The organism is Nitrospirota bacterium (assembly GCA_016207905.1).
Lineage (GTDB): Bacteria > Nitrospirota > Thermodesulfovibrionia > Thermodesulfovibrionales > JdFR-86 > JACQZC01.
Window position 1 is genome coordinate 18,815 of the sequence record JACQZC010000004.1, and the last position, 26,887, is coordinate 45,701.

Consider the following 26,887-nt stretch of genomic DNA (forward strand, 5'->3'; position numbering starts at 1 on the left):
TTCCAGTCCCTTGGTCAGTTTCAATCCTGATTGTTGTAAAAAGTAGTTTTTCTGCTATTGTGGAAACTTCCATGAGCCTAACCCTGCTCTACCCTCAAAAACCTCCTTTTTCCAACCTTAAAGAGGTAGCTTCCCTTTTTGAGTTTGCTCTGTGGGTCAGCGAGCCTTTCATCATTAATCTCTACACCTCCCTGTTTTATCAATCTTACTGCCTCTGATGTGCTTCCTGCAAGCCCTACCTGCTTCATGAGCTTTGGCACCCACATTTCCTCCTCATCCCACTTTAGCTCAAAAACAGGAATCTCTTCGGGAAGACCTTTTTTCTTAAAGACTCTCTCAAACTCCTCTTTTGCCATAAGGGCTTCCTCTTTGCCTCTGTATCTTTCGGTAAGCTCCAGTGCAAGTGCCTGTTTTGCATCCTTTGGGTTTATGCTTTCGCTTTTAATTCCATCCTTGAGCTTATTTAGCTCCTCGGAGGATATATGGCTTAAAAGCTCATAATACCTGAGCATAAGCTCATCGCTTAAGGACATGATTTTCCCGAATATCTCTTTAGGAGGCTCTGTAATACCTATGTAATTTTCTAAGCTCTTTGACATCTTTTTTACACCATCTGTGCCTTCAAGGAGGGGCATAAGGACAAGGCTTTGCGAGGATTGCCCATATTCCTTCTGAAGCTCCCTTCCAATAAGAAGGTTGAATCTCTGGTCAGTGCCACCAAGCTCTATATCAGCCTTAAGCATAACCGAGTCATAGCCCTGTATCAGGGGATAGATAAACTCATGAATGCTTATAGGGGTTTGTTCCTTAAATCTTTCTTTAAAATCCTCTCTTTCGAGCATCCTCGCAACCGTGTATCTGCCTGTGAGCTTAACGAATTCCTCTGGAGTCATCTTAGACATCCACTCTGAGTTAAAGACTATTTTTGTTTTTGAAGGAGAAAGAATCTTAAAGAGCTGCTCCTTATATGTCTTTGCATTTTCTCTGACCTCGTCTTTTGTAAGGGGCTTTCTTGTAGAGCTTTTTCCTGATGGGTCTCCTATCATACCTGTAAAGTCTCCTATGAGGAATATGACCTCATGTCCAAGGTCCTGAAACTGCCTCATCTTCTCGAGAAGCACAGTATGCCCAAGGTGGATGTCAGGTGCAGTTGGGTCAAAACCAGCCTTGACCTTAAGAGGCGTTTTCTTTTTATAGGAGCTTTCGAGCTTATGGAGAAGTTCCTTTTCGAGGATTATCTCTACAGAGCCCCTCTTTATAAGCTCAAACTGTTTTTCTGGCTTAAGCATAAGCACTATGATAAAACCTATAGATTGCAGAGGTCAAGCAGATGCCATTCACCCTCCCCTTTATCCCCTCCCTTCATGGAGGGGAATTATTTTTTTATAGGGGGACAAAGTCCCCCTATCCCCTAGTCATTCCCGCAAGCGAAGCGCGTCGGGAATCCTTCTTAAAAGAAAGATGGATTCCGAACAAGTCGGAATGACAATAATAGGGGGGATGGGGGCAAAGCCCCCATGCCTTAAAATTGGGTGGGTGGGTGGGAAATAAAATAACTTCTTATACAACATTTCAGTCTCATATGTATCTGAACTTATTCAGCAGAAGAACCCTCTAAAGGTTCAAGATTTTACTGTCTTGACTATATCGTAGACCCTGTTGATGGCAGTATCCAGAGCATTAATGTCCTTTGTTCCGCCCTGTGCAAGCTCCGGCTTGCCTCCTCCTCTTCCACCAGTCATTTTAGCCACTTCCCTTAGAATCTTATCCGCACTGAGCTTTTTCGTAAGGTCTCCTGTAACCATAGAGAGGAATGACGCCTGATTGTCCGTTACAGAGGCAAGCACTATTACGCATGAGCCCAATCTGTCTCGAATACTGTCTGCGAGTGCTCTCAGGTCTTTCTGGGAAAGCCCATCTACTTTTTCAGAGACCACTTTGATTCCGCTAATCTCCCTTGCTTTTTTGACAACCTCTGTGGAGATGTCTTTTACAGCCACCCCTTTTGCCTTTTCTTTTTCTTTCTGGAGCTCACGAAGCTCTTCGATGAGAGCCCTTACCTTCTCCAAAGGAGCATCAGGGGATTTAACGAGAAGGGCAATCTTGAGAAGCTCATCTTCTTTTTCCCTCATGTAAGCAATCGTTTGTTTTCCTGTAATAGCCTCTATCCTTCTAATGCCAGATGAAACAGAGCCTTCTCCAAGAATCCTGAAGGCGCCTATATCTCCTGTTGCCCTTACATGGGTTCCTCCACAAAGCTCCATGCTTACCCCGGGAACCGTTATGGTCCTAACCCTTTCTCCGTATCTTTCTCCAAAAAGCGCAATTGCACCTGAGGAAAGGGCATCCTTTATATCCATCTCAAGGACATTTACAGGATGATTTTGAAGTATCCAGCTATTAACCATGTCTTCTACTACATTAAGCTCGTCTCTGCCGAGAGACGAGAAATGGGTAAAATCGAATCTTAGCCTGTCAGATCCAACGAATGAGCCTGCCTGTTTGACATGCTCGCCTAATGTGGCACGAAGTGCTGACTGAAGAAGATGGGTTGCAGTATGGTTTCGCATTATGGCATGTCTTTTATCTATGTCAACCGAACATCTTACCTTCATCCACACCTGAAGGGTTCCCTTCCTGAGCTTTATGTGGTGGCTTATAAATGAATCGAGAGGGCTTTTTGTATCAAGCACATCAGCCTTGAATGTATCGGAATAAATAACTCCTGTATCTCCTATCTGACCACCTGATTCTCCATAAAATGTGGTTTTATTGAGGAAGACCTCTCCTTCCTCGCCAACACTAAGCTCCTTGACGACATTACCTGCCTTAAGTATTGCCTTAATAACTGCATCGGATTCGGTAGTCTCATAGCCTAAAAACTCTGTTTTACCTGTCTCTGAAATCAGTTCCCTGTAGATGGAGGATAAAGCAGTCTCCTCTCCAACCCATGATGCCCTTGCCCTTTCCCTCTGGATAGACATTGCCATGTGAAACCCATCTTCGTCTATGGAAAAGCCCAAGTCCATTGCTATGTCCCTTGCAAGGTCAAGTGGAAATCCATATGTATCGTAAAGCCTGAATACCTCTTGCCCGGGGATAATGGTTTTCTTTGAAGCCCTAAGGGACCCTATGAGGCTATCCATCAAAAGCATTCCCTGCTCTAATGTTTTACCGAATCTCTCTTCTTCGAATCTGATGACCTTTACTACTGTTTCCCTTTCCTCTTCCAGCTCCGGATAAACACCTTTTAGGGATGTAACCACAGGGTCTGTGAGCCTGTAAAGCAGAGGTCCTTCTTTTCCGAGAAGTCTTGCGTGCCTTCCTGCCCGTCTTAAGATTCTTCTAAGCACATAGCCTCTTCCTTCGTTTGAAGGCATAATGCCCTCTACGATAAGAAACGAGATAGCCCTGATATGGTCAGCTATAACCCTGATGGAGGCATCTGTGTCTGGGCTTTCACCGTATGTTACACCTGTATTTGCCTCAATCGAGGAGATGATTTCCTTAAAAATGTCCGAATCGAAGTTATTGTTTTTCCCCTGAAGAACTGCGGAGATTCTTTCAATGCCCATTCCTGTGTCTATGCTCGGTTTTGGAAGGGGCGTGAGGGTTCCGAATTCATCCCTGTTAAACTGCATGAATACTAAGTTCCATAGCTCTAAGAACCTGTCGCAGTCGCACCCCACCTTACAGGTCTCCTTGCCACAGCCTGCATCAGGTCCCTGGTCTATTATTATCTCAGAGCAAGGCCCACATGGACCTGTGTCAGCCATCTGCCAGAAATTGTCCTTTGCAGAAAGCCTTACGATTCTTGAGAGGGAAAGCCCTGTTTTTTCCTGCCAGAGCCTTTCTGCCTCATCGTCTTCCTCGTATATGGAGACATAAAGTTTATCCTTTGAGATCTGAAATACGCCTGTCAGGAGTTCCCATGCATACTCTATTGCCTTTTCTTTGAAATAATCTCCGAATGAGAAGTTTCCAAGCATCTCGAAAAATGTATGATGCCTTTTTGTATGGCCTACATTTTCTATATCACTGTGTTTTCCGCCTGCCCTCAGACACTTCTGGCAGGACACTGCCCTTTTGTAAGGGCTTTCCTCATCTCCCAAAAACACAGGCTTAAACCGAACCATTCCTGCATTAGTAAAAAGAAGCGTTGGGTCTCCTCGTGGAACGAGGGATGCACTTGCCACTACCTCATGCCCCTTGCTTTTAAAATACTCTATAAAGGTCTTTCTGATTTCTGAGCTTTTCATAGGGGTAAGTTCCTAATTCTTACCATGCCTTGCACGCACACAGATTGTCTCCTGAGTATTATGTGCATTATAGGCCCAATGGTTCTTTCAATTCATCAATACTAACTGCTTTATAGTTTATCTGAAATAAAGCCTTACACCCAATGCACTGACATTTCAAGCTTATCCACTCGTCATCGTATAATTCCTTATAAGAAATATAATCATAAAATTTACAAACAGGACATCTTACTCCCATGGCTTCTATAAAGGTAGACTGAGATGACATATCAATCTAAATTCCATTCTTTTAATCTATATTCCTTTTCAAAGCTCCCAAATGAGTGTAAACTAATTTGATATAAATCTTCTTTCAGTTTATATACGATAACAGTATCAGCATCTCTTTTTCTTAGATGTTCCAAAGTGGCTACCTCGCCTTTTTTTAATCGCAACATATCCCTTAAGAGCCATTTCCCCAGTGCCACATTTGGATCAGTCATAAGAGCTTTGTTATTTTCTTGACATACTTTTGCTGAAAATTCCCTACCGTCTTCTGTCCTAAGTATAAATTTATGGTCCCGCTCAGGGAAAAATCCCGGCTTGCTTTTATGAACTATTCTGGGAATAGGGATATACACCTCATCATAGTCTCGTGGTCTACCGCGTGCATGCCATTGATTCAGACCACTTCTTTTGGGGACTTCTCCTTCTCTTAAGCTATATAGGGGTAGAATTACATATTCCTTAGTTTCAAGAAGAGGAAATTCTGCATCTCTTCTTTCCCCTATTAATTCCTTTAATGCATCGGTCAACGATTTATCATCAATTTCAACTGGTATTTCTATTATATCTAACGGCTTAACGGTTAAGAACCCTTTATACAAAGTATGCTTACTTAAATTGAAAAGGTAATCATAATGAGCATCGCTGAAATTCAATATGTGTCCTGAAGTTTTTCTTGATTTTTTTATCCGTACCGATTTTTCATCAATTTGTCTCATAGGACATTCATGTATAAAAATCTTACCAACATCCCGGATGATATAGTGATACAAAATATTATCAAGGTTAAAGTCTTTTACCGTAGTTTCAAGGCGTTTATTTCTGTAAAACGTAATTTGTTTAATTAACTCAGACGCATCTTTGTAATTTAGAGGATATTTTTCCCTATCGTCAAACTCCGCTATTTTTTCAAATCGTAATTCTCCATTACTAACAAATGTCTTTATCCCTATTCCATTATCAATCTTAACGGCATCCACAGAACAGTCTTTTCTGCTAACATTTCTAGCTATAAAGCTTTTACAGAATATGTTTTCAGCTGTTCTGTAATGAATATAAGGTTTTTTACTTTCGCTAAAAAGCCTGCTGGCCTGTGATACACCGTGCAAAAGCTTCTTATACTTCTGCTTGTTTTTCTCTTCTTGTGTTGGATAAAAATACCTGAATTCCATATTCAATTCACCTTTTCCAGAACAACCAAATGTTCTGTTTTCATTCTTTCATCTTCTATCCCAGAGGCTGGGTTTATCCTTGATTGGAACATAACTCTTGATACTATTCTGTCAATATATGTAACCCTGTGTTTCCACCCAAATTTTTTTAAATGCTCAACAATAATATCATCAATAGGTATAGAGAAATTTCTTACTTTCGCTGGCCCTACAAAAATACACATATACCTTATTACATCTTCTCCTAAGTCAGTAAATATTTTCAATATGGCATGAAAATATCTCTCATATAACTCTATTAAATGAGGTTCCTTTATTTTGTCCCTGTATATGTGGTAAGTAGGTGAATATATTTTTATTCTTTTAACTTGTCTATAAGGGATTTCCTTCTTGCTTAGCTCCTTTATTTGATTTTCTTTATGGCCAAGCCAGAATAGTCCAAGCTTGGTAGATCTGATATATTCCTGTGCCTGTAGATAAGGTGGTGAAGTAATCAGAATATCAACTTTATGTTTTAATTTTAAATCGAATATATCCTTTCCAGATTCCAGCGTATATTCTACTTGCTTATGATTAAAATGGCTATGTTCCTCAACCCGTTTTATAAGTAGGTTTATTTGTTTTTCCAAGCTACGGTAAAATTTTTCTCTCCAATCATTCTTCAAGAGGTTTTTAATTTTTTCTTTTGAATTCCTTGACTTATATAATTTGTGCACCTTCTCATCGCTGAAAGAGAAATACCTTGTTACTTTGAGTAATGGTATTAAAAGCACATATTTAGATTCATCCGTTAATGAATGGACAAATCCCCATGCTCTTGAAAGAATAGGGATAAACTCGTCAGGAAACCAATAACTTAAATTAGACCATTTTGGAATAAACTCCCCCTGAGAATTTTTAATTTCATTAATTAACCTTAAAACATCTATCTTAGGGTTTTTCATGGTCGCAGTGTCATGGATTATATTTATTATTGGATTTAAATCCCATAGCTCATAATTATATCCATACATCTTTGACACCACACCAACAGTCCCGTAACCTGCAAAAGGGTCAAATATTTTCATGCCTGGTTTGGCGTATTTTTTTAATACATAGGCTATCACCTGAGGTATAAACTTTGCAGGGTACTGGTAAATGGCAAAAGTTCCGTATGTCGTTGATGGAATTTCAGGAATTGTGTTTCTAAAAAGTATAAGAACCTTTTTAGATGAATTTCGGACATTATTTTCCTCATTTTCTGCCTCCATTATCTCCTCATAAGATGGAAACTCATGTGTGCCAAACATAGTTGCCTGCTTTGTTATTTGTTCCTTTACTTTGTTTTTAATCATAAAGCCTCTCTTTAGCAATCTCCAAATTTTTGTGTTAAAAGCTTAAACAAATCTCTCCTTTTTATCAACTGATATGTGCTATCTGATTTTTATCTTCCAATCACAGATCCCTCTTTGTCTGATCTCTGAGCTTTTCATAGGGCTAAGGTTATTTTTTTCGGGTTACATGTTTTTCGAGGTTCGGGTCATTAGACACTATGTCTGTAAGCTCGGCTTCTGTAAAGGTAAGCGTTGTCTTATATGGCAGAGGCTCAAAGCCTTTATAGACCCACTCTTCACGCACATGCCCGTCTTTTTCGGGTGCAAGAACCTTGACCTTAGATGGCGCTCCCCACGAATACCTGACCTGTTGGTGATTCATGCCTAACGATATTGCTCTCTGTTTTATCTGCTCCTGAACTTCTGTCGGAAATGCCTTTAGCTCATAAGGCGAATACCTTACAGCCTGTGCACAGCCCGAAACCAAAAAGACAACCGCAATAAGCCCGTAGTAAAATACATTTCTCATATCCTTATCTCCTCCTCGCTTAATTTAAGAGCCTTTCTTATTGTCTGTGAAGAATAGCCCTTTCTTGCCAATGCACCCGAGAGCTTCTTTACTGTAACAGAATAAGGGTATTCCCTCAATGTCTTCATTTTTTTATTAATCAGGGATAAGGCAGATGGTAGTTCATCGTAGTCCGATATTGCAGTCTCGACATCCTGCCTTTGAATCCCCCTTTGTCTAAGAAATTGTTTTGCGCCTTCTTTGCCTAAAAGCTTTCTGTCAGAGGCATGCCTTCTAAGGTTTGAGGCAAGGGACAGGTCATCGAGGTATCCATACCCTTTAAGATGCTCTATAGTCTTTCTGATGTCATCGTCAGGGAAACCCTTCAGGCTAAGCCTATGCTCAAGCTCCTTTTGACTTCTTGCCCTATAGCTTAAAAGTCTATAGGCATACATCAGGGCATCGAGGGACATCTGACTATTTAGAGAACCTTTCTATTTTTATCGAAGAATCGGGTTTTTGTTGTTTCCCTGTTTCTGTAAATGCCACCTCAGAAGTGGAATGAACGCCTTTTACCTTTAGCTTGAAATCATCTGGATTCGTTGCCCATCTAAGTGCCTCCTCGTATGCAATAAGTCCTGCCTGATAAAGGTCAAAAAGAGACTGGTCGAATGTCTGCATACCGTAATGGACCTTGCCCTGCATTATGGCATCTGGAATGAGCTTTGTCTTATCCGCGTCTTCTATGCAGTCTTTTATAGTTGCAGTGGCAATAAGGATTTCTACTGCAGGGACCCTGCCTTGTCCATCTGCCCTTGGCACAAGCCTGAGCGAAATGATTCCCTGAAGTATGGCGGCAAGCTGAAGCCTGACCTGCTTGTGCTGGTAAGGAGGGAAAAACGATATGATTCTGTTAACCGTTTCAGAGGCATTGAGGGTGTGCAGTGTGCTTAAGACAAGGTGTCCTGTCTCAGCGGCTGACATTGCAGTCTGAATGGTCTCGAAGTCACGCATCTCGCCAACCAGTATCACATCTGGGTCCTGCCTGAGTGCGGCCCTCAGTGCCTTTGCAAACGACTCGGTGTCAACACCCACTTCTCTCTGGTTAATCAGTCCCCGTTTGTCTCTATGAAGGTACTCTATTGGGTCCTCTATGGTTACGATATTTACGGTCTTTGACATGTTTATAAGGTCAATCATAGCGGCAAGGGTCGTGGATTTTCCACTTCCCGTTGTTCCTGTCACGAGTATAAGACCCCTTTGCTGTAATGCAATCTTGTTTAGGATTGTTGGAAGATGTAGCTCCTCTATTGTTGGAATCTTCATTGGAATCGTTCTCATGGTGATGCCAACGGTTCCCCTCTGAACAAATGCATTACACCTAAACCTTCCAAGTCCCGGAACACTATATGCGAAATCTATGTCGTTTTTCTTTTTGAAGTTTTCCCTTTGTCCTGGGTTCATTAGCGAAAGGCTGAGCTTAACTGTATCCTCGTTGGAGAGCCTGTTTCCAGAAGGAAGAGGGACAAGCTCTCCATTAACTCTCATGATTGGTGGCGAGCCAACCTTCATGTGCAGGTCAGAGGCACCATGCGAAAGCGCAGTCTTAAGAAGTTCGGTTATATCCATATTATTTTTTCCCCGTGTAGATTTCCTTTATCTTGTCTTCAATCTCTTTTGAAATCTCAGGCTTGGTTTTAAGGAGCTCCTTTGCATTATCTCTTCCTTGCCCGATTCTCTGCCCTCCGTAGCTATACCATGCACCTGATTTCTCTATCAGCTTATTGTCAACTCCGAGGTCTACGAGCTCTCCTACTCTGGATATGCCCTCGTTAAAATATATGTCAAACTCAGCCTGCCTAAAAGGCGGGGCAAGTTTGTTTTTAACCACCTTTACCCTTACCCTTCCGCCTATGGTCTCCTGATTTTCCTTTAGGGTGTCTATCTTTCTTATGTCAAACCTCATGGAGGAATAGAACTTTAAGGCATTGCCTCCTGTTGTTGTCTCAGGAGAGCCAAACATCACGCCGATTTTCATCCTTATCTGGTTGATGAATATAACTGTTGTGAGGGACTTTGAGATTGCGGCAGTTAGTTTTCGGAGTGCCTGACTCATAAGCCTTGCCTGAAGCCCTGGCAGGGAATCCCCCATATCGCCTTCTATCTCAGCCCTCGGCACTAATGCGGCAACCGAGTCTATGACCACGATGTCAACTGCTCCGCTTCTTACCAATGCCTCGGTAACCTCTAATGCCTGTTCCCCTGTGTCAGGCTGGGAGATGAGGAGGTCATCCACTTTCACTCCTAACTTGCGCGCATAATTTGTATCCAGTGCATGCTCTGCATCGATGAATGCGGCGGTCCCGCCTCCTGCCTGTGCCTGAGCCACTCCTGTCAGTGCGAGGGTTGTCTTTCCAGAGGACTCAGGACCAAATATCTCTACGACCCTTCCCCTTGGGAATCCGCCTATTCCGGTTGCGATGTCGAGAGCCAAAGAGCCGGTGGGTATAACCTGAATCCCTCCTGCGATTTCCTGTCCGCCGAGCTTCATTATTGCGCCCTTCCCAAATGTCTTCTCTATCTGTGCAATTGCTGTCTCAAGGGCCTTTGCCTTATCTTTGTTCATCGGTCCTCCTTTGGAATTTATTTTAACTTAAATCTCAAGGCTCTGTCATTAAGGGAATATCATCGAGCCTCGTATACTTAGACCCTTTAGGGTGTAGCTCGCTCTTCATTATGGAGATGTTTTCCACCTGTATTTTACCAAAGACCGTTCCTTTAAGGTTTTCGATTTCCCGAACCAGTGCCTCCTTGCCCCTTGCTGATTTAACCCTTCCGATCGTCAGATGCGGCTTAAACTGCCTTTCCTCTGGCTCAAACCCTATGGCAGTAAGTGCCATCTCAACTGCGCTCTGAAGCCTAACTAAATGCTCGGAATTCCTTATTCCAAGCCATACGATTCTCGGATACCTTACATTGGGAAATGCGCCTGCACTGGCAAATTCGATAGAGAAACTTCTAAGGGGGCTCACTGCAGAGGTAAGTCTGTCTTTGATTTCAGGAAGTCTTGCCTCAGGCGTCTTACCTAAGAACTTAAGTGTAATGTGGAGGTTTTCTATGCGAACCCATTTTACATCATCGCCTGAGTCTCTGAGAGCCTTTGTCTTTTCGTCAATGCTCCTTTTAATCTCCAGAGGTAACTCTACGGATATGAAACACCTTATGTCCATATGGAGACTGCCTCATAAAGAAACTCAAGGGCAGTTATCCCTGCTGATTTTTTGATTTTATCTCTCGAGCCCTCAAATCTAAAGCCTCTCGATGTGGTCTCCTTCGAGAACGAAACTGCTATAAATACGAGCCCCACTTTTTTGTCCTCTATCGGCTCCGGTCCAAGATTTCCTGTAATCGAAAGGCAGAAGTCGGTTCCTGTTTTGCTTCTTAAAGACTCTGCCATTTCCCTTGCTGTTTCTTCGCTTATTGTGCCATGTTTTTTTACAGTGGATTTTTTGACACCGAGAAGCTTTATCTTCGAATTTATGGAATAAGAAACTATAGAGGAGTCAAAGAATAGGGATGCCCCGGGGAGTGTTGTAAGCCAGTGGCTTATAAGCCCTCCTGTGCAGGACTCTGCAATGCTTAAGCGAAGCCCTTTTGATTTGAAGGCTTCGTGAAGCTTGCCAACGATTTCTAAATGCGTTTCCATATCTGAAGTATAAGATTCGTATAAATGCCTGCAATAAGGTCATCTGCCATAATGCCTACCCCTCCTGGCAGTCTCTGAACCTCCATTATAGGATGTGGCTTTAGTATATCGAAAACCCTGAATAAAATAAAGGATGCAATGAAATACCCTTTGGTTTGTGGAAGAAACGCTATTGAAACGAGATACCCTGCAAACTCATCGATGACTATTGGGCTTGCGTCCTTCTTTGCAAAGAGCTTTTCAGCCTCATGAGACACAAATGTCCCTCCTGCTAAGGCAACAAGAAAGATTGAGACATGAACATAAGGGGATGGCGTTAAAAGCCAGAGCATGATTAGTGAAACAAAAGACCCGAATGTCCCCGGAGCTATAGGCATGAAACCCACAGGTCCAAGCGTTGCCATGTATTTAATGGCTGACTGGATTAAGGTCATTTGCCCTTCTCTATAAAGCGGGTAAGGATAGCTTTTGTCTCGGCAGAGAGATTTATAAACCTTGCGCCATAATAAGTCGTTCCATCGGTAGGGTCTATTGCAGACCTCATCACCTCTGCCTCGAGGCTTACCCTTCTTGAAAGCCCGGTAACATAGAAGGAGATTATTACATTATCTGTCCTGCTAAGGGGCTTATCGCATTTAAATGCAATGCCTGTCATGGAGAAGTTTTCGGACCTTCCAATGAAGGTCTCGTTTTTATCTTTGGATGTAATTGTTATGAGGGCATTAAAAACCCTTCTTTCTGAGATGTAAAGCAGTCTTGCCGTAATCTCAAGGAATGCCTCTTTGTAAACAGGCCATACTATAAAGTAAACATCCTTTGTTTTTCTCTCGACTGTCATTTGCTTTCCATCTGTAACGATTATTTTTGGTGTGTTTTGTAGCGTGGCATTCATGGACCGATAGGTCTTTTCGCCTGTTATGATTAGGTCGGGCTTTCTGGGAAGTGTTGCCGATAAGGCAGACTCATCGGATGTAAAGACCTCTGCATTTGCACTCTTTAGATACCCTATGACCTCCTCCCATAGAGGCCTTTTATCTTTAATGAGACAGATGGTCTTCAAACCTCAACGAGCCTCATACTCCATGAGACCTTTGCAGTTGGCTCTATAGTTGCCTTTACAGAGCAGTATTTGTCCATAGATAGCTCGATTGCCCTTTTAACGGCATCCTCGCTTATACCCTTGCCTTTAACCGTGAACTCTATGTTTACAGAGGTATATTTCTTTGGGTAGTTTTCAGCCTTTTCACCTTTGATATTAAGCTCAAGTCCTGTTACATTTTCTTTTTTCTTCTTAAGGATAGAGATGACATCCATGCCTGTGCATCCACCTAATGAGACAAGCAGGAGCTCCATTGGCCTCATGCCTGTGTCATTGCCTCCAACATCAGGGGTTCCGTCCATGACTACTGCATGTCCTGAATCGGATTCGCCTACGAACTGAAGGCCATCTACATATTTTACTTTTATACTCATTTCCTTGCTCCTTTTTTCCTGCCTGCCTTCAGGCTTTCATAGAGGCTCAATGCCTTTTTCGGTGTTACACCCTCATGCACAACTGCCCTAACAGCCTGTATCATCGAAGTAGGATGCTCTGCCTGAAATATGTTTCTTCCCATATCCACGCCAGAAGCACCTCTTGAGATTGCGTTATAAGTAAGGGTAAGGGCATCGAATTCAGGGATCTTCTTTCCTCCTGCCATAACAACTGGAACAGGACAGGTATTTACAACACGCTCGAAGTTCTCTGAGTAGTAGGTTTTTACAAAGTGTGCTCCCAGTTCTGCGGCAATCCTGCACGCTAAAGAAAGATACCTTGCATCCCTTGCCATGTCTTTTCCAACTGCAGTAACTGCAAGCACAGGGATTCCATATCTTTGTCCTTCGTCAACGAGCTTTGCAAGGTTTGTAAGTGTCCGATGCTCATACTGGCCACCCACATATATCGATATAGCTACTGCGGATACATTAAGCCTTACTGCATCCTCCATTGCCACTATAAGCCCCTCGTTTGAAAGCTCTGTAAGTATGCTCTGGCCACCCGAGACCCTGAGAACTATTGGGGTATCCGATGTAGCAGGTATAGATGTGCGAAGGACACCTCTCGTTGGCATAAGTGCATCCGCATATGGCAAAAGAGGTGTAAGAACCTTTCTTGGCTCCTCGAGCCCTGTTGTGGGTCCTAAGAAATATCCGTGGTCAACTGCAAGCATAACTGTTTTCCCTGTTTCAGGTTTGATAATCCTCGAAAGCCTGTTTTTTAATCCCCAGTCCATAAAACCTCCTTATTACCGTAATTTTAGTCTTGCGACTTCTGCTTCTATCTCTCGTACAACTTCTTTATTTTTGATTTTCTCTTTTTCACAAAATATGATAAAAACTTTACCACCAAATCGTTCAGTAAATTCCTCAAAACTTGCTTTCATCCTTTCGCTTACTGAATAATTCCCGAAGTTCGACTGCGCAGTGATTGGTTTTATTTGAATCCCAAAGGCTTTGTCTCCAACCCAGCCAAGATAGTCAATGTCTCCAGCATGATCAAGTTCCGGGTCACTTTCTTCAAATCTAATAGCAGGAAACTTTTTAGCGAGATAATCATTAACAACAGACTTTTCTCTTATGAATCCATCATATGTCCTATGGATAGTTACTTCATAAACAAAGTCTATGCAATCTTGTAAAGTGACCTGACTAAACGCTTCTGTCCATTCAGGAATAACTACTTGAGTAATTTTTTCATAAAGCCTTTGACCAAGTTCCGTCAGAATTTCTTTCGTAACCTTTATTGGTGTTTTATTCTTTGTGAAGGCTTTTTTAAAATAGAACGATTCCCATTCTTTAAGTGTTTTCGGCTGACATTCACGAATTAAAGCCATAACAGCGCCAACTTTTTTAGGTCTAGTCAGTTGATAAGTATGGCTCGCATAGTTTAATACCTTTTCTTTTTTGCCGAAGGCTTTGGCAACCTTCTTAATTTCAGATTTGGGCATTGGCTTCTCTCGAAATGGCTATAAATTTATGTTTATACTTAAAATCAGTTTCATTGGCCACCTGCACCAAGCCGTTTTTAATTAAATAAGCATTAATAAAAGTCTTATTTTTCAAATACAGGTAACACAATAAATTCCCTTCCTCATCATATTTAGTGCTGTCATATTTCATAAAGACCTTTTGCCCCCTTAGTTTTTCCGAAAGGAATCTTACGGCTTCTCCATTTATTTCTTTTTTTCCTTTTATGCCGATAAGCCTGACCCTCAGGCCGTTATTGAGTACCAGAAGCTCAGAATTAATTACATGTTTTACCGAATAGTAGGTTTCGCGGCTATAGTCTGAATGGTCTATTTTTGAGCCGAACATTAATTTCTTAGGGTCAATCTTTTTATCGAACTTAACAGGGTCTTTAAAAACATATGGAAGTTTGTTTATTTCTTCTTTGAAGTTCAGGTTAAGTTTTTCCTGTTTTATGATTTTAATATCGGAGGCTTTCAGCTTTGATTTTATTGCCGGCAGGAAGTCTTCATTAATCTCATAGCCCATAGAGTTTCTATCAAGATTCTCAGCCGCAAGGCAAGTTGTCCCGCTTCCAAGGAATGGATCAAGAACTGTATCACCGGCAAAGCTGAACATCTTAATCAGCCTTTTAGGGAGTTCTTCGGGGAATACTGCAAGATGCTTTTCCTGCCGTTTGCCCGGGAAATTCCAATGACCGGAAAAATACTCATTCCATTCCTCAATAGTCAGTTTTGATTTCTTTTTTACCTCTTTACTCACCTTAGGGGGGTCGCCAAGTTTTTTAAATACAAGTATGAATTCATAATCGAGCTTTAATATCCCATTCCGGGGATAAGGAAACGAACCCATTATGGTAGCCCCGCCCGTTGTGTTACAGGTTGTCACCTTTTGCCAGATAATTGCGCCCATATAATCAAAGCCTATAGTTTCGCAAAACTTAATTATTTCTTCTCGAATTGGTATAACCTTATACCTGCCGTAATATACCGAGCGGGCAAACTGGTCTCCGATATTGATGCACAGGCGGCAACCCTTATGTAAAACCCTACGGCATTCGTTCCAGACAAGGTTGAGATTGTTGATATATTCTTCATATGTATCGTTAAAGCCTATCTGGCTTCTATTCCCGTAGTCCTTTAACTGCCAGTATGGTGGAGAGGTAATAATAAGATGAACGGATTCATCTATTATTTCGTCCATCTCCCTGCTGTCACCTAAGATTATTTTTATATTCATCCCTTACGATTGCTTCCTATCTCCATGGCTCTATTATAACCTTAATAGACTCATCACCCTTTTCTACAAGCTGAAAGCCTTTTTGGGCTTCGCTTAAGGGAAGTCTGTGAGTTATCATCTCACGGACATTTACTTTCCCTTGATGTATTAGCTCAAGTGCAGTCATATGTTCGTTGTAGTTAGCGGCATAGGAGGATGTAAGTGTTATCTCCTTCCTCCAGAAAAGGTCATTTATTGGGATTGGATGCTTATACCCTTCCCCTGAGGGTGCAAAGAAAAGCACGGTTCCACCCCTGTCAACAGAGCTAAGTGCCTGCTCTATTGCATTAGGGGCTCCAGTTGTGAGTATGACTACATCTGCACCCCTTCCATTTAGCTTTCTAAATTCCAGTGGGATATCCTTCGATGCATGTATTGCCTCATCAGCACCGAGTCTTTTTGCGGCATTAAGTCTGAATTCCTTTACATCCGTTGAAACGACAAGAGATGCCCCCAGTGCCTTTGCAAGTTGGATGTGAAGAAGCCCTGAGATTCCAGAGCCTATTATAAGCACCCTTGAGCCCACAGAAACCTTTGCAAATCTCTGACCCCTGAGGACACATCCTAAGGGCTCTATGAATGTTGCCTCTTCATATGACATATCAGAAGGGAGTAGGTACACACCCCTGTCCACATTGATTTGGGGAAGCCTTACATATTCCGAGAACCCTCCTGGATAAAATTTCGTAGTTCTCAGGGTCTCGCATACGCTGTGATGGTCAGAAAGGCAGTAATGGCATGTATTACATGGAACATGATGAGATGCAGAGACCCTTTGTCCTTTTCTATAGGAAGTTACACCGTCTCCTACCTCTACAATCTCTCCTGCTATCTCATGGCCCAAAACAAGAGGGGTTTTTCCCGCCCTATACCACTCAAGCACATCAGAGCCACATATACCGCTTGCATGGATTCGTATCACTATCTCGCCTCTGCCTGCCTCTGGCACAGGCATCTCCTTTAGCCGAATGTCGTTGTTTGAGTAATACATTGCTACATGCAAGGGGTTTCCTCCATATAAAAGTTTTGCTTTAATGAATTTAACTTAAAGGCAGAAGGATGTCAAATGCTTGACAATGAAAAAGGCAAAGAGGTAAGTTAGTGGTTGAGGGCAGTTAGCTCAGTCGGTAGAGCAGAGGCCTGAAAAGCCTCGTGTCCGCAGTTCGATTCTGCGACTGCCCATCTGATTTTTTATTCACAGCTCCCCTATTTTCTGAACCTTAAGGAGATTTGTCTTTCCTATGCCAATAACAGGAGAGCTTGCCGTAATCACGATACTGTCCCCGGCTCTGACCATGCGGTCTTTAAGGAGTGCTGATTCTACCTCTCTGAAGACCGAATCAGTGCTTTTGACATTGCCTATCTTCTTTGGTATTACGCCCCAATAAAGACAGACCCTTCTTAAAACAGCCTCAAATGGGGTAAATGCGGCTATTGCTACAGATGGCCTGAATTTACTCAGAAGTTTTGCAGTAAAGCCTGATTGCGTAAATGCCACTATGTATTTAGCCTTTATGTCCTCGCCTGCCCTTGCTCCTGCATCTGCTATGGCATCTGAAAACGACCTGAGAGGTATATACTGCGAGGCTATGCGCTTTTTGCTTTCGGTTTTTCTTATTATGCGGTCCATCATAGCGAGTGCCAGAAGAGGGTATTTTCCTAATGAGGTCTCTCCTGAAAGCATTAGGGCATCCGTTCCATCGAGCACTGCGTTTGCTACATCAGTTGCCTCTGCCCTCGTTGGCCTTGTATGCTCTGTCATGGACTCAAGCATCTGTGTGGCTGTGATGACGAGCCGTCCTTTCCTATTTGCCTCTGCTATGAGGGTTTTTTGAACCATCGGGACATCCTCAGGAGGGATTTCGACTCCAAGGTCTCCACGGGCAACCATTATTCCGTCTGCCTCATCGAGGATTTCGGAGATGTTTTTTAAAGCCTCGGGCTTTTCTATCTTTGCAATAAGCGGAATGGAATGCCTTTTGTTTTTAAGCCATCTTCTTACCTTTCTTACATCTTCTGCCTCTCTTACAAAAGAGATTGCCACATAATCAACTGCCATCTCGATGCCAAACAGAAGGTCATTTTTATCCTTTTCCGTAAATGACGATAAGGTTATTTTCGTATCGGGAAAGTTTACGCCCTTTCTTTCTTTTAAGAGGCCTCCTTCAATGACCCTTGTCATTAAGCTATGTTTTTCCTTTCCAGTAACCTTTAGCTCCATAAGCCCATCGTCGAGCAAAATCCTGTCGCCAATAGCGACATCCTTTATAAGGGGCGGATAGGCAATGTATATCTGTTTTTCGTCTCCTATGCCTTTGCCGGGGGAGATAGAAAGGCGATGGTCTTTCCTAAGGGTGATATATCCGCCTTTTAAGTAGCCAGCCCTTATCTTTATGCCTTGAAGGTCCTGAATGATGGCAATCGGCTTTCCGTATTTCCTCGAGCCTTCCCTTATAAGGGATATTGCCTTTTTATGGAATCCATAATCTCCATGCGAGAAATTAAGCCGTGCAACATCCATTCCTGCCTTTATGAGGGAAAATACTACATCTTTTTTAATCGAGGCAGGCCCGATTGTGCAGATGATTTTAGCTCGCCTTTGCATTAAGCCTCGCATCATCAGGTATCATTTAACCTCCTTTAGTTAACCCGATATTCGTGCAACCCCTCTTTAAAGCATTGCCCTATCGAGTGTTCTGTACTGTATAGCCTCTGAGACATGATGAGCCGAGATTTCCTCGGAACTATCCATGTCTGCGATTGTCCTTGAGACCTTAAGCACCCTTGAGTATGCCCTTGCCGAAAGTGCCAGCCTTTGCATTGCAGTCTCAAGGAGTGTCTGCGCATCAGGCTTTAGCTTACAGAACTTCTTTATATGTCTTGTCTTCATCTGGCCGTTTGAGTATATCTTTTCTCCATTGAATCTGTTTATCTGTCTTTGTCTTGTCTCAAAGACCCTCTGTCTTATAGTCTCTGAGCTTTCTCCTGAGTGCTCCTCGGAGGAGGAAAGCTCTTTATACGGCACAGCAGGCACAGAGATATGTATATCGATTCTATCCAGAAGGGGGCCAGAGACCTTTCTTCTGTAGCGGTGGATTTGGCTAACCGTGCATGTGCACTGATGTCTTGCGTCTCCAAGGTATCCGCATGGGCATGGGTTCATCGCAGTCACGAGCATGAAGTTGGCAGGATATGTTATGGATGCAATTGCCCTCGAGACAGTTACCTCCCTCATCTCGAGTGGCTGTCTTAAGACAGCAAGGACATTCCTTTTGAACTCAGGAAGCTCATCTAAGAAAAGCACACCATTATGGGCAAGGCTTACCTCTCCGGGCTTTACGGTCAGTCCACCGCCTATTAGTGCGGCATCGGAGATTGTGTGATGCGGTGCCCTGAATGGTCTTATTGCGAGGATAGGCTCATTTGTCTTAAGTATGCCAATGACGCTATGCACCCTCGTTGTCTCTATTGCCTCCTCAAAGGTCATTGGTGGAAGTATCGTTGGAAGTCTCCTTGAAAGCATTGTCTTACCAGAGCCAGGCGGGCCTATCATAAGCACATTATGATTGCCTCCTGCCGCAACCTCAAGTGCCCGCTTTGCATGCTCCTGACCTTTTACCTCAGAGAAGTCCTCCTCGTAAAGGCAGTGCAGTTTCATTGCCTCCGATATATCTATTTCTGTCTTATTCGGGGCGGATTCTTTATTAAGGAAGTCAACGACCTCCGAGAGGTTTTCTACGCCATAAACAGAGACACTGCTTACAATAGCGGCTTCGTCTGCATTGTCAGCAGGAAGTATTAGCTTGAGGTTCTTTGCCTTCGCAAGAAGGGCTATGGAAAGAGCGCCTCTTATGGGCTTAACCCTTCCATCTAAGGAAAGCTCGCCTGTAAAGATAAATCCCTCTGTTGAGCCCACTGCAATCACTCCTTCTCCTGCCATCATGCCTACTGCTATTGGAAGGTCAAATGACGAGCCTTCTTTCTTAAGGTCAGCAGGTGCGAGGTTTACCGTAATGGGTTTAAGTGGAAAGTTAAGCCCTATGTTTTTAAGTGCTGACCTGACCCTGTCTTTGCTTTCCTTCACCGCAGTGTCAGGAAGCCCCACAATCGAGAAGTATGGAAGCCCCCTTCCTGAGATGTCAACCTCAACCTCAACCATGTGTGCATCTATACCTACGACGCTTGCGCCTAAGACCCTCGAAAGCATGCTTGATTATATTGAGTTAGGAAAAAGAAATGCAAGGTGTTTTGTGGTAAACTGTAAGGTAATGAATGAAAGCATTCTTGCAGTTGACGATGAGCCGCTGATATTAAAGACAATAGAAAAGGCACTCACAAAAACAGGCTACAATGTCAAGGGCGTCTCCAGTGTCGAAGACTTCATGGATGCCATTAGGAAAGAGACCTTTGACCTTCTTGTGATAGACCTTCATCTTGGAGGCATGTCGCCTGATGCCTTTCTTAAGAAGGTAAGGGAATTGGCTTTACATTCAAAGATTCTCGTCATAAGCGGCTCAGTTGCAGGTCTTTCGGGAAGGTATTTCCTTCAAAAGCCTTTCAGAATAGAAGAGCTCAGGCAGAGGGTAAGGGAAATCTTGGATGAGCCCGGTTTTGACTAAAAAGGCAATGGAAGTTAGACTTAAAAAAATACTTTTTTTCCTTCTTAAACTCTCCATAAGCGCCTGTCTGCTTTACTTTGCCCTATCGAGGGCAGGCGTAGAAAAGGTGTTTTCCCTCCTAAGAGGCATTAACCCAATTATGTTCCTCTCAGGAGTGCTTATATATATCGTAGTGCTAATGATAGCCGCATTAAGATGGAGGATTCTACTGATCGAGCCACTTCCCATAGGAAAGGTCTTCTCGCTTTATTTCATAGGTGCCTTCTTCAACACCCTTCTTCCTGGAATCGTAGGCGGGGATGTTATGAAGATATATTACCTTTACAAGGAAACAGGCAAGGGAACTCAGACATTTGCCTCCATATTCATGGACAGGTATATAGGGTTTGCATGCTTAATAGCAATGGGGCTGATTGCACTTCCATTTGGATTGACTGCCTTCAGAGGCTCGTGGGTGGTATGGCTTTTGCCGCTGATGGCAATTTGTTTTGTGCTTGTAAGCATTATAGTCTTTGGTTTGAGGCTCGGCAGGAGGTTTAAGCTCCTTAGCGACTTCTATGGCTATTTCCATTCTTATATCAGGAATAAGACCTTGATTGCAAAGGCAATCTTGATTTCGGTAGTGTTTCAGATATTAATTATCATTGGCATATACATCCTTTCAGAAGGTCTTGGACAAGACATAAGGGTAAGCACATTTTTCATAGCCATCCCGATAATTGCCTCTCTTGCCTCTCTGCCCATCTCTATAGCAGGAATCGGCGTTAGAGAGGCATCTGCCGTGCTTTTACTTGGAGCAGTTGGTGTAAAGCCTGATGTGGCTACTGCCATATCTTTTGCATGGTTTTTAATTATGGCAGTGGCAGGATTAGTAGGACTTCTTGAATATATGAGGTATAAAGTTAGTGCGTCTTAAACCATTAAATATAGCTATCTATGCAGGAATAACAGCCCTCTGGCTTCTGAGCATGGGTGTTCTCATCAACAGGCACTACGGGCATCGTTCAGCAGACATTGCCGATGGTGCGGATTTACCCGAAGAGCTTTTGAAGGAGCAATGGATGGGCATTTATCAGGCAGGTAAAAAAATAGGCTATTCAATGACAAAGACAGAGCCTTTATCCCGAAGTATCGGGAATGGCTATAAAACGCATGAGCTTGTATTTATGAGGACAAAGGTTATAGGCATCCAAAAAGACATAAAGATGACATCCGATGCAATCCTCGATAAGGCATTCAGGCTAAGTTCCTTTGTCTTTAACCTCGAATCGGATATAAACATGACAATCAATGGCTCTATGAAAGAAAATGGCATGGATATAACCGTTGAGATAGCTGGAATAAAATCTGGGCAGAGGATTTCCCTCAGCGAGCCTCCTTATACAAGTTTTTCGCTTCTGCCCGATATGTTAAAAAGTGGTGTCAAAAAAGGACAAAGGATTAAAAAACCCGTAATGGAGCCCTCGGCACTTACAGTGGCGGACATGGAGATAGAAGTGTTAGGCGAGGAAGAGATTACTGTAATGGGAGAGAAAATAAATTCCTTCAAGCTCAGGGGCTTATATCAGGGATTGGATGTCCTGATGTGGATTACGGATAAAGGCGAGGTCCTTAAGGAAGAATCTATGGGATTCCTTTCCATAAAGGAGGACAAAGAGAACGCCCAGAGAATGGATGGCGAAACAGTAGACCTCATTAAAGAAGTCTCTATACCATTTGATATGAAACTGCCACAGGATGTCAGCTATCTCAAGGTAAGACTGAGCGGAATTAAACCCGATGACTTCGAGCTAAACGGAGGCACACAGAGACTCATTGCAGATGTGCTTGAGATAACAGCTCCTGTCCTTAATAAAATCTATTCCGAGCCCAATGGCATGGATGAGTATCTCAAAGACACGCTTTTTGTGCAGTCAAAAGACCCAGAGATAGTGTCTGTTTCGAGGGAGATTGTTGGTGCCGAAACAAACATCCTTGAAAAGGCAAGGCTTATATACCAATGGGTTTATGTAAATATCGACAAGACCCCTGCCATGACGATTCCTTCTGCAAAAGAGGTTCTTAAGGCAAAAAGAGGGGACTGTAACGAGCACACTACCCTTTACACTGCCCTATCGAGGGCATCCGGGATTCCCACAAGGATAGCAGTAGGAATCACCTATGTAAGGGGTTATTTCTACTATCATGCATGGCCCGAGATATATCTAAATGAATGGATTCCAATTGACCCTACACTCGGTGAGTTTCCTGCAAATGCAAGCCACATAAGGCTTCTTACAGGTGGCATGGACAAACAGGTTAAGCTCATGTCAGTTATCGGAAAACTCAAGCTTCATGGGATTGAATATAGGGTCAAGGCAGGGGATTAAAGGTAATGTCCTCTGCAATGCCTGTTTTTTCTTTAAGCATCCGCTCTACATCTTGTCGGTCAATCCTATCTGAAACGCCTGCCTTCTCTATGAGGTCATTTGCAAGTGCCTTCATGTCTTTTATCTTTCCATAGATGTCATTATGGACCTCAAGAAAAACCCTTCCCTTTATGACAGCAACTTTAACAGGCATGTATATTATCTCTCCTTTGGTGCCGACTGTGACCTCGTCAAAGAGACTTTGCATATGCTCTAACAGAACCCTGATACAGCCATGGCTTTCGAACTGATAAACACTGGTTGGCCAGATGGTCTCATGAATCATTATTCCCGGAATAGAGAGTTTTATTACATACTTACCAAGCGGATTATCAGGACCTGGCAGGACAATGGTTTTTACCTCATGACCAAGAATCTGCATCTTCTTTTGTATTGACAAAGGCACATACCATGTTGGATTTATGTCTTTCCATAAGACAGTGAATTTTCCTTCTGGTGTCCGCCACTCCGTCATGTCTCTCCATTCAGGCATTCCAAGTCCAACCGGAAGTGCCATCCTGAGATTGCGGTTTTTAAAGAAATAGAGCATCCTGTCGGGGATATTCACGACAATGCCGTTTTCCATTTCCTTTGGAACTATCTTTTGTGTGTTCACCCTAAGGGGCTTGCCGGGGTGAATGGTCATCCTCCAGTCAATGCTATTTTCCTTTGCCATTGCCCTCCAGTTAACACCGAGCCTTGCACCGATGAGGATAAGTCCATCGCCTTTTTTAATGGTGTAAACAGTTTCCTCTCCGATAAGCATATCTGCATGACAAACATAAGGAATGGCAAGAACCGAGATAATAAAAATAATGTATCTCATAAATTAACGGAAATTATATCCAAACAGAATGTTTTTATGTAATATTCACCGAAACAGGGTCTTTGGTCTTTATATCGAATTGCCTCTCTGCAGAGCCTTTAAAGACAAACAGCTCTAAGTATCCATTAGCATTTATTAGTGAAGAAAGCTCTTTACCCTGCGTTTCCGAGTAATAATTCCTGAATAAGGCAGGCGTGCTTTTAATAGAGATTTCCAGTCTCCCATTGGGTTTCTCGGCAAACAGGGCATCTATGTCCCTGCGTCTGATATTTGTTATGGCATTTCCAAAGTGGTCTATAAATACGACCTCTCCCTTTATGGAAGAGCTTGTAATAGTAAGCTCTGTTAGCTTGATTGTCACATAATCCGTTATCGGCTCACCAAGGTTTGAAAGAGCGATGCCCTTTGAAAGCCATCCTGCCACTGGCGAAAATACATCCCTTCCGTGAAATGTTACGCCCCTTTCAGGAAGGAAATAATGCTCTGAGGTCAGGTGTATGACCTCGAGGGACTCAAAGCCCGAATTAAACACGAGGCTGAACACGCCATTGTCTGGTCCTATGAAATAATATTCATCCGCAGAGATAAGTATTGGCCTTCTCGGAGAGCCAACCTCTGGGTCTACGACAACTACATGGATGGTTTTGGGAGGGAAATACCTGAAGCTCTCGGCTATCGTAAATGCGGCTTCTTTTACATCATGAGGGGTTATGCCATGGGTTATGTCAATTATTCGGGCAGAAGGGTTTATGCTGAGTATTACACCCTTCATCACACCAACAAATGGGTCTTTATATCCAAAGTCAGTGGTGAGCGTTATCAGCATATAATGCCTCTTATAAGCTCTTTTATGTGTTTTATCCCATTTTCCCTCATATAGGATTCAATGCCATCTATGATTTCGATTACAGATGCAGGGTTTCTGAAATTAGAAGTGCCCACTGCCACCCCAGTTGCACCTGCAAGGATAAACTCTATCGCATCACTTGCATTCATTATTCCACCCATGCCTATAATGGGGATTTTCACTGCACTTGCCACTTCCCAGACCATTCTTAATGCAATGGGCTTGATTGCAGGACCAGAAAGCCCGCCTGTCACATTTGAAAGAACAGGCATCCTCGTCTTTATATTTATAGCCATTGCAGGGACAGTGTTTATCAGGGATATGGCATCTGCACCTTCTGCCTCAGACAGCCTTGCAAACTCCCTGATATCAGATACCTTTGGCGAAAGCTTGACTATGAGTGTGCCTTTAAATGCCTTTCTGACTTTCCTTGTAAGCCTTCCCAATGCCTTCTGAGAAGTTCCAAACTCTATGCCTCCTGATTTTACATTTGGGCATGATACATTAAGCTCTATAGCACTTAGCCCCGATGCCTCAAGTTCGGTTGAAAGCCTCACATACTCATCTATTGTCCTGCCTAATATGTTTACAATCAGGCATGTATCGAATCCCTTTATGAAAGGAAGTTTCTCGTTAATGAACTTTTTAAGTCCAATATTCTGAAGCCCTATTGCATTGAGCATTCCGCATGGGGTCTCGGATATTCGTGGTGGAGGATTGCCTTCCATTGGCTTTAAGGATATGCCCTTTACGACTAATGCACCCAATCTCGATAGGTCAACGAACTCTGAATACTCCTCTCCGTATCCAAATGTTCCCGATGCAGTCATCACAGGGTTTTTGAGGGTAAGTTTGCCTATGGTTACTTCTGTATTCACCATGCAATATCCTGGATTGGAAATACAGTGCCCTCCTTACACACCCTTTTGTAGCCGTTTTTTGTTTTTACAGCACATCCAAGACAGGCTCCAAGCCCGCATGCCATTGTCTCCTCCAAAGAGATATATCCTTTTAGCCCTTTCTTTAATGTAAACTGAGCAAGTTTCCTTAACATCTCTTTTGGTCCACATGAGTAAAGGAGATAATCCCTGTCATAGGCAATGTCATTAAGAGCCTCCAGCACAGTAGCCTTTTTCCCATACGAGCCGTCATCAGTGCAAACCGTAAGCCCTGATACCAAGCCCAATAGGTCATCGAGCATACAGAGCTCTGATTTCGTCTTTGCCCCATAGATGACAACCGATTTATCCTTGAGGCAATGTATCAGTGAGAAAAGGGATGCAATGCCTATACCACCTGCAACTATGAGTGGAGTATATTTTTTTGGAGGCATTGGATAGGAATTCCCTAATGGACCAATCACATCTAAGACACAGCCTGAATTTATCCTGCTCATAATAGCCGTGCCTTTGCCCCTTACCCTATAAAGTATCTGGATACGGTTTTCCGAGAACCTGAAAACAGAAAACGGTCTTTTCATCAAAGGGTCGTATAAAGTGCTAACACCGAGCATGTAGAACTGTCCTCCTGCAGGCATCATTATGTTTTCCACAAGCGGGCTAAGGGTAAGAAGAAAGTGGTTTTTATTAAGCTCTATGTTGTCTTTGACTTCTGCCTTGAAATGTCTAAAGATATTGCTCCCTTTGATGTTGTCTTTCAAAGACCCCTTACTAACTGGGGTCACCAACGACCTCCGAAGCTGACCTCTAAAATCTCATATTCCATTGTTCTTGCAGGTGCCTTAATGGTTACGATCTCTCCTACCTCTTTTCCAATGAGTGCCCTTCCAACAGGAGAGGTGATGGAGAGCTTTCCTTTTTTGACATCAGCCTCCTCTACGCCAACTAATGTAAAGACATACTCCTCGTTAGCACCAATGTCAAGGACTTTCACCCTTGCTCCAAATGCCGCCTTACTCTGGTTTATCTTAGATATGTCTATGACCTCTGCTGAAGCAATCTTTACCTGAAGCTCCTGAATCCTTCCTTCTATAAAGGATTGTCTTTCTTTTGCGGCATGGTATTCGGCATTCTCCGAGAGGTCTCCATGCGACCTTGCCTCGGCAATGTCTTTTATGTTTTTAGGTCTTTCAACCTTTAAAAGCCTTTCGAGCTCTTCTTTCATTTTTCTCATGCCATCAGGCGTTACATGTATTCTCTGCATATGTTTAATTTAACACTTTCTTTATGATTTTTAAAGATTGCTCCCAATACCCACTGTCAAGCCAATTTAGAAATGTCCTCCTTTGCTTTAATTTAATAGGGGTAGGGGGGTACCTCCTAAGTTATTGATTTTAAATGATTCCTGCTTTAATTTTGCTTTAATAATTAACATTAATCCCCATCATTCTGCACCCCTTCCATCATCCTGTCTTCTCCAGCTTGTCATTCTGGCTTGTCCAGAATCCTTCTTAAAGAACGATTCCCGACAAGCGGGAATGACCTCGATATTGTCAAGTCTTTCCTGCAAATTCTCTCAGGGCATTTCTCCCGACTATTCGGGATTGCTTAAAACCATTGAGAATTACACCCTTTTCTAAAATCCCCTGTTCAACATTCACATGGGTTACATTTTAACCTATGGACATGGGTTACACTTTTCTTACTTTGGGTCTGACCTTCCCTTTTCTTAAATCAAGAACTCCAATAGGGTGGAAGCCAAAGCGTATCTCATGGCAAGCC

At 42.8% G+C, this 26,887-nt stretch carries 27 protein-coding genes and 1 tRNA gene; 4 read left to right on the forward strand and 24 right to left on the reverse strand.

The features are described from left to right. Positions 1–77: 77 nt before the first annotated feature. From HY805_00585 to HY805_00665, 17 genes are all read right to left on the reverse strand, one after another. Positions 78–1,289, reverse strand: a complete 1,212-nt coding sequence (locus tag HY805_00585; protein MBI4822719.1) for a tyrosine--tRNA ligase — start codon at positions 1,287–1,289, stop codon at positions 78–80. Between the two features lie 333 nt (positions 1,290–1,622). Next, the gene (alaS, locus tag HY805_00590; GenBank protein MBI4822720.1) at positions 1,623–4,259 is read right to left on the reverse strand and encodes an alanine--tRNA ligase; all 2,637 of its coding nucleotides are present in this window, start codon (positions 4,257–4,259) and stop codon (positions 1,623–1,625) included. A gap of 269 nt (positions 4,260–4,528) precedes the next feature. Then, positions 4,529–5,695 (reverse strand): NgoFVII family restriction endonuclease, encoded by a 1,167-nt coding sequence (locus tag HY805_00595; GenBank protein ID MBI4822721.1) that lies wholly within the window; start codon positions 5,693–5,695, stop codon positions 4,529–4,531. A gap of 2 nt (positions 5,696–5,697) precedes the next feature. Further along, positions 5,698–6,945, reverse strand: a complete 1,248-nt coding sequence (locus HY805_00600; protein ID MBI4822722.1) for a hypothetical protein — start codon at positions 6,943–6,945, stop codon at positions 5,698–5,700. 232 nt (positions 6,946–7,177) lie between these two features. Further along, positions 7,178–7,537, reverse strand: a complete 360-nt coding sequence (locus HY805_00605) for a hypothetical protein (GenBank protein MBI4822723.1) — start codon at positions 7,535–7,537, stop codon at positions 7,178–7,180. After that, a complete protein-coding gene (locus HY805_00610; GenBank protein MBI4822724.1) occupies positions 7,534–7,971 on the reverse strand; it encodes a regulatory protein RecX in 438 nt (145 codons plus the stop codon). Before HY805_00610 ends, HY805_00605 begins: the two co-directional genes overlap by 4 nt. 22 nt (positions 7,972–7,993) lie before the next feature. Beyond that, complete coding sequence (locus HY805_00615) at positions 7,994–9,145, reverse strand: type IV pilus twitching motility protein PilT (protein MBI4822725.1); 1,152 nt, start codon at positions 9,143–9,145, stop codon at positions 7,994–7,996. 1 nt (position 9,146) lies between these two features. Continuing rightward, positions 9,147–10,142: a recombinase RecA gene (recA, locus tag HY805_00620; GenBank protein ID MBI4822726.1), complete on the reverse strand. Its 996-nt coding sequence runs from the start codon at positions 10,140–10,142 to the stop codon at positions 9,147–9,149. Positions 10,143–10,176: 34 nt separating this feature from the next. Continuing rightward, positions 10,177–10,746, reverse strand: a complete 570-nt coding sequence (thpR, locus tag HY805_00625) for an RNA 2',3'-cyclic phosphodiesterase (GenBank protein ID MBI4822727.1) — start codon at positions 10,744–10,746, stop codon at positions 10,177–10,179. Continuing rightward, positions 10,737–11,222: a CinA family protein gene (locus HY805_00630; GenBank protein MBI4822728.1), complete on the reverse strand. Its 486-nt coding sequence runs from the start codon at positions 11,220–11,222 to the stop codon at positions 10,737–10,739. Before HY805_00630 ends, thpR begins: the two co-directional genes overlap by 10 nt. Continuing rightward, positions 11,207–11,656: a phosphatidylglycerophosphatase A gene (locus tag HY805_00635; GenBank protein ID MBI4822729.1), complete on the reverse strand. Its 450-nt coding sequence runs from the start codon at positions 11,654–11,656 to the stop codon at positions 11,207–11,209. The genes HY805_00630 and HY805_00635 overlap by 16 nt, the downstream gene beginning before the upstream one ends. Further along, complete coding sequence (locus HY805_00640) at positions 11,653–12,282, reverse strand: PilZ domain-containing protein (protein MBI4822730.1); 630 nt, start codon at positions 12,280–12,282, stop codon at positions 11,653–11,655. Before HY805_00640 ends, HY805_00635 begins: the two co-directional genes overlap by 4 nt. Next, positions 12,279–12,695, reverse strand: a complete 417-nt coding sequence (locus HY805_00645) for an OsmC family protein (GenBank protein ID MBI4822731.1) — start codon at positions 12,693–12,695, stop codon at positions 12,279–12,281. The genes HY805_00640 and HY805_00645 overlap by 4 nt, the downstream gene beginning before the upstream one ends. Further along, positions 12,692–13,495 (reverse strand): 3-hydroxy-5-phosphonooxypentane-2,4-dione thiolase, encoded by an 804-nt coding sequence (gene lsrF / locus HY805_00650; GenBank protein MBI4822732.1) that lies wholly within the window; start codon positions 13,493–13,495, stop codon positions 12,692–12,694. The genes HY805_00645 and lsrF overlap by 4 nt, the downstream gene beginning before the upstream one ends. Positions 13,496–13,507: 12 nt before the next feature. Beyond that, positions 13,508–14,209 (reverse strand): MjaI family restriction endonuclease, encoded by a 702-nt coding sequence (locus HY805_00655; protein ID MBI4822733.1) that lies wholly within the window; start codon positions 14,207–14,209, stop codon positions 13,508–13,510. Then, complete coding sequence (locus tag HY805_00660; GenBank protein MBI4822734.1) at positions 14,196–15,431, reverse strand: thermonuclease family protein; 1,236 nt, start codon at positions 15,429–15,431, stop codon at positions 14,196–14,198. The genes HY805_00655 and HY805_00660 overlap by 14 nt, the downstream gene beginning before the upstream one ends. Before the next feature lie 52 nt (positions 15,432–15,483). Next, positions 15,484–16,497 carry an alcohol dehydrogenase catalytic domain-containing protein gene (locus HY805_00665; GenBank protein MBI4822735.1) on the reverse strand — a complete coding sequence of 338 codons (1,014 nt, stop codon included), beginning with the start codon at positions 16,495–16,497 and terminating at the stop codon, positions 15,484–15,486. A 118-nt stretch (positions 16,498–16,615) separates the two neighbouring features. On the opposite strand from HY805_00665, the gene HY805_00670 reads away from it, so the two are divergent. Further along, positions 16,616–16,688, forward strand: a tRNA-Phe gene (locus tag HY805_00670). A gap of 13 nt (positions 16,689–16,701) precedes the next feature. Here the strand turns inward: HY805_00670 and pyk are convergent. Together pyk and HY805_00680 are read right to left on the reverse strand one after the other, a co-directional pair. Further along, positions 16,702–18,111: a pyruvate kinase gene (gene pyk / locus HY805_00675; GenBank protein ID MBI4822736.1), complete on the reverse strand. Its 1,410-nt coding sequence runs from the start codon at positions 18,109–18,111 to the stop codon at positions 16,702–16,704. Positions 18,112–18,177: 66 nt separating this feature from the next. After that, positions 18,178–19,713 (reverse strand): YifB family Mg chelatase-like AAA ATPase, encoded by a 1,536-nt coding sequence (locus tag HY805_00680; GenBank protein MBI4822737.1) that lies wholly within the window; start codon positions 19,711–19,713, stop codon positions 18,178–18,180. Here HY805_00680 and HY805_00685 point away from each other — a divergent pair. From HY805_00685 to HY805_00695, 3 genes are read left to right on the forward strand one after another with little or no spacing between them, the layout of a single operon-like run. Then, positions 19,712–20,125 (forward strand): response regulator, encoded by a 414-nt coding sequence (locus HY805_00685; GenBank protein ID MBI4822738.1) that lies wholly within the window; start codon positions 19,712–19,714, stop codon positions 20,123–20,125. The genes HY805_00680 and HY805_00685 overlap by 2 nt on opposite strands. Then, a complete protein-coding gene (locus tag HY805_00690) occupies positions 20,106–21,041 on the forward strand; it encodes a flippase-like domain-containing protein (protein MBI4822739.1) in 936 nt (311 codons plus the stop codon). The genes HY805_00685 and HY805_00690 overlap by 20 nt, the downstream gene beginning before the upstream one ends. Further along, positions 21,031–22,494 (forward strand): transglutaminase domain-containing protein, encoded by a 1,464-nt coding sequence (locus HY805_00695; protein ID MBI4822740.1) that lies wholly within the window; start codon positions 21,031–21,033, stop codon positions 22,492–22,494. Before HY805_00690 ends, HY805_00695 begins: the two co-directional genes overlap by 11 nt. Here the strand turns inward: HY805_00695 and HY805_00700 are convergent. The 5 genes from HY805_00700 to greA are packed head-to-tail and all read right to left on the reverse strand — an operon-like array spanning position 22,478 to position 26,369. Beyond that, positions 22,478–23,359, reverse strand: coding sequence for a L,D-transpeptidase family protein (locus tag HY805_00700; GenBank protein ID MBI4822741.1), 882 nt, complete (start codon positions 23,357–23,359; stop codon positions 22,478–22,480). The genes HY805_00695 and HY805_00700 overlap by 17 nt on opposite strands. 34 nt (positions 23,360–23,393) lie before the next feature. Next, on the reverse strand, positions 23,394–24,185 hold the full coding sequence (locus HY805_00705; GenBank protein MBI4822742.1) for an SAM-dependent chlorinase/fluorinase: 792 nt from the start codon (positions 24,183–24,185) through the stop codon (positions 23,394–23,396). Then, positions 24,179–25,087: a dihydroorotate dehydrogenase gene (locus HY805_00710; GenBank protein MBI4822743.1), complete on the reverse strand. Its 909-nt coding sequence runs from the start codon at positions 25,085–25,087 to the stop codon at positions 24,179–24,181. Before HY805_00710 ends, HY805_00705 begins: the two co-directional genes overlap by 7 nt. Then, entirely contained in the window at positions 25,081–25,866 is a 786-nt protein-coding gene (locus HY805_00715) for a dihydroorotate dehydrogenase electron transfer subunit (GenBank protein MBI4822744.1), read from the reverse strand. The genes HY805_00710 and HY805_00715 overlap by 7 nt, the downstream gene beginning before the upstream one ends. A gap of 20 nt (positions 25,867–25,886) precedes the next feature. Beyond that, a complete protein-coding gene (gene greA, locus HY805_00720) occupies positions 25,887–26,369 on the reverse strand; it encodes a transcription elongation factor GreA (GenBank protein ID MBI4822745.1) in 483 nt (160 codons plus the stop codon). Positions 26,370–26,887 lie beyond the last annotated feature (518 nt).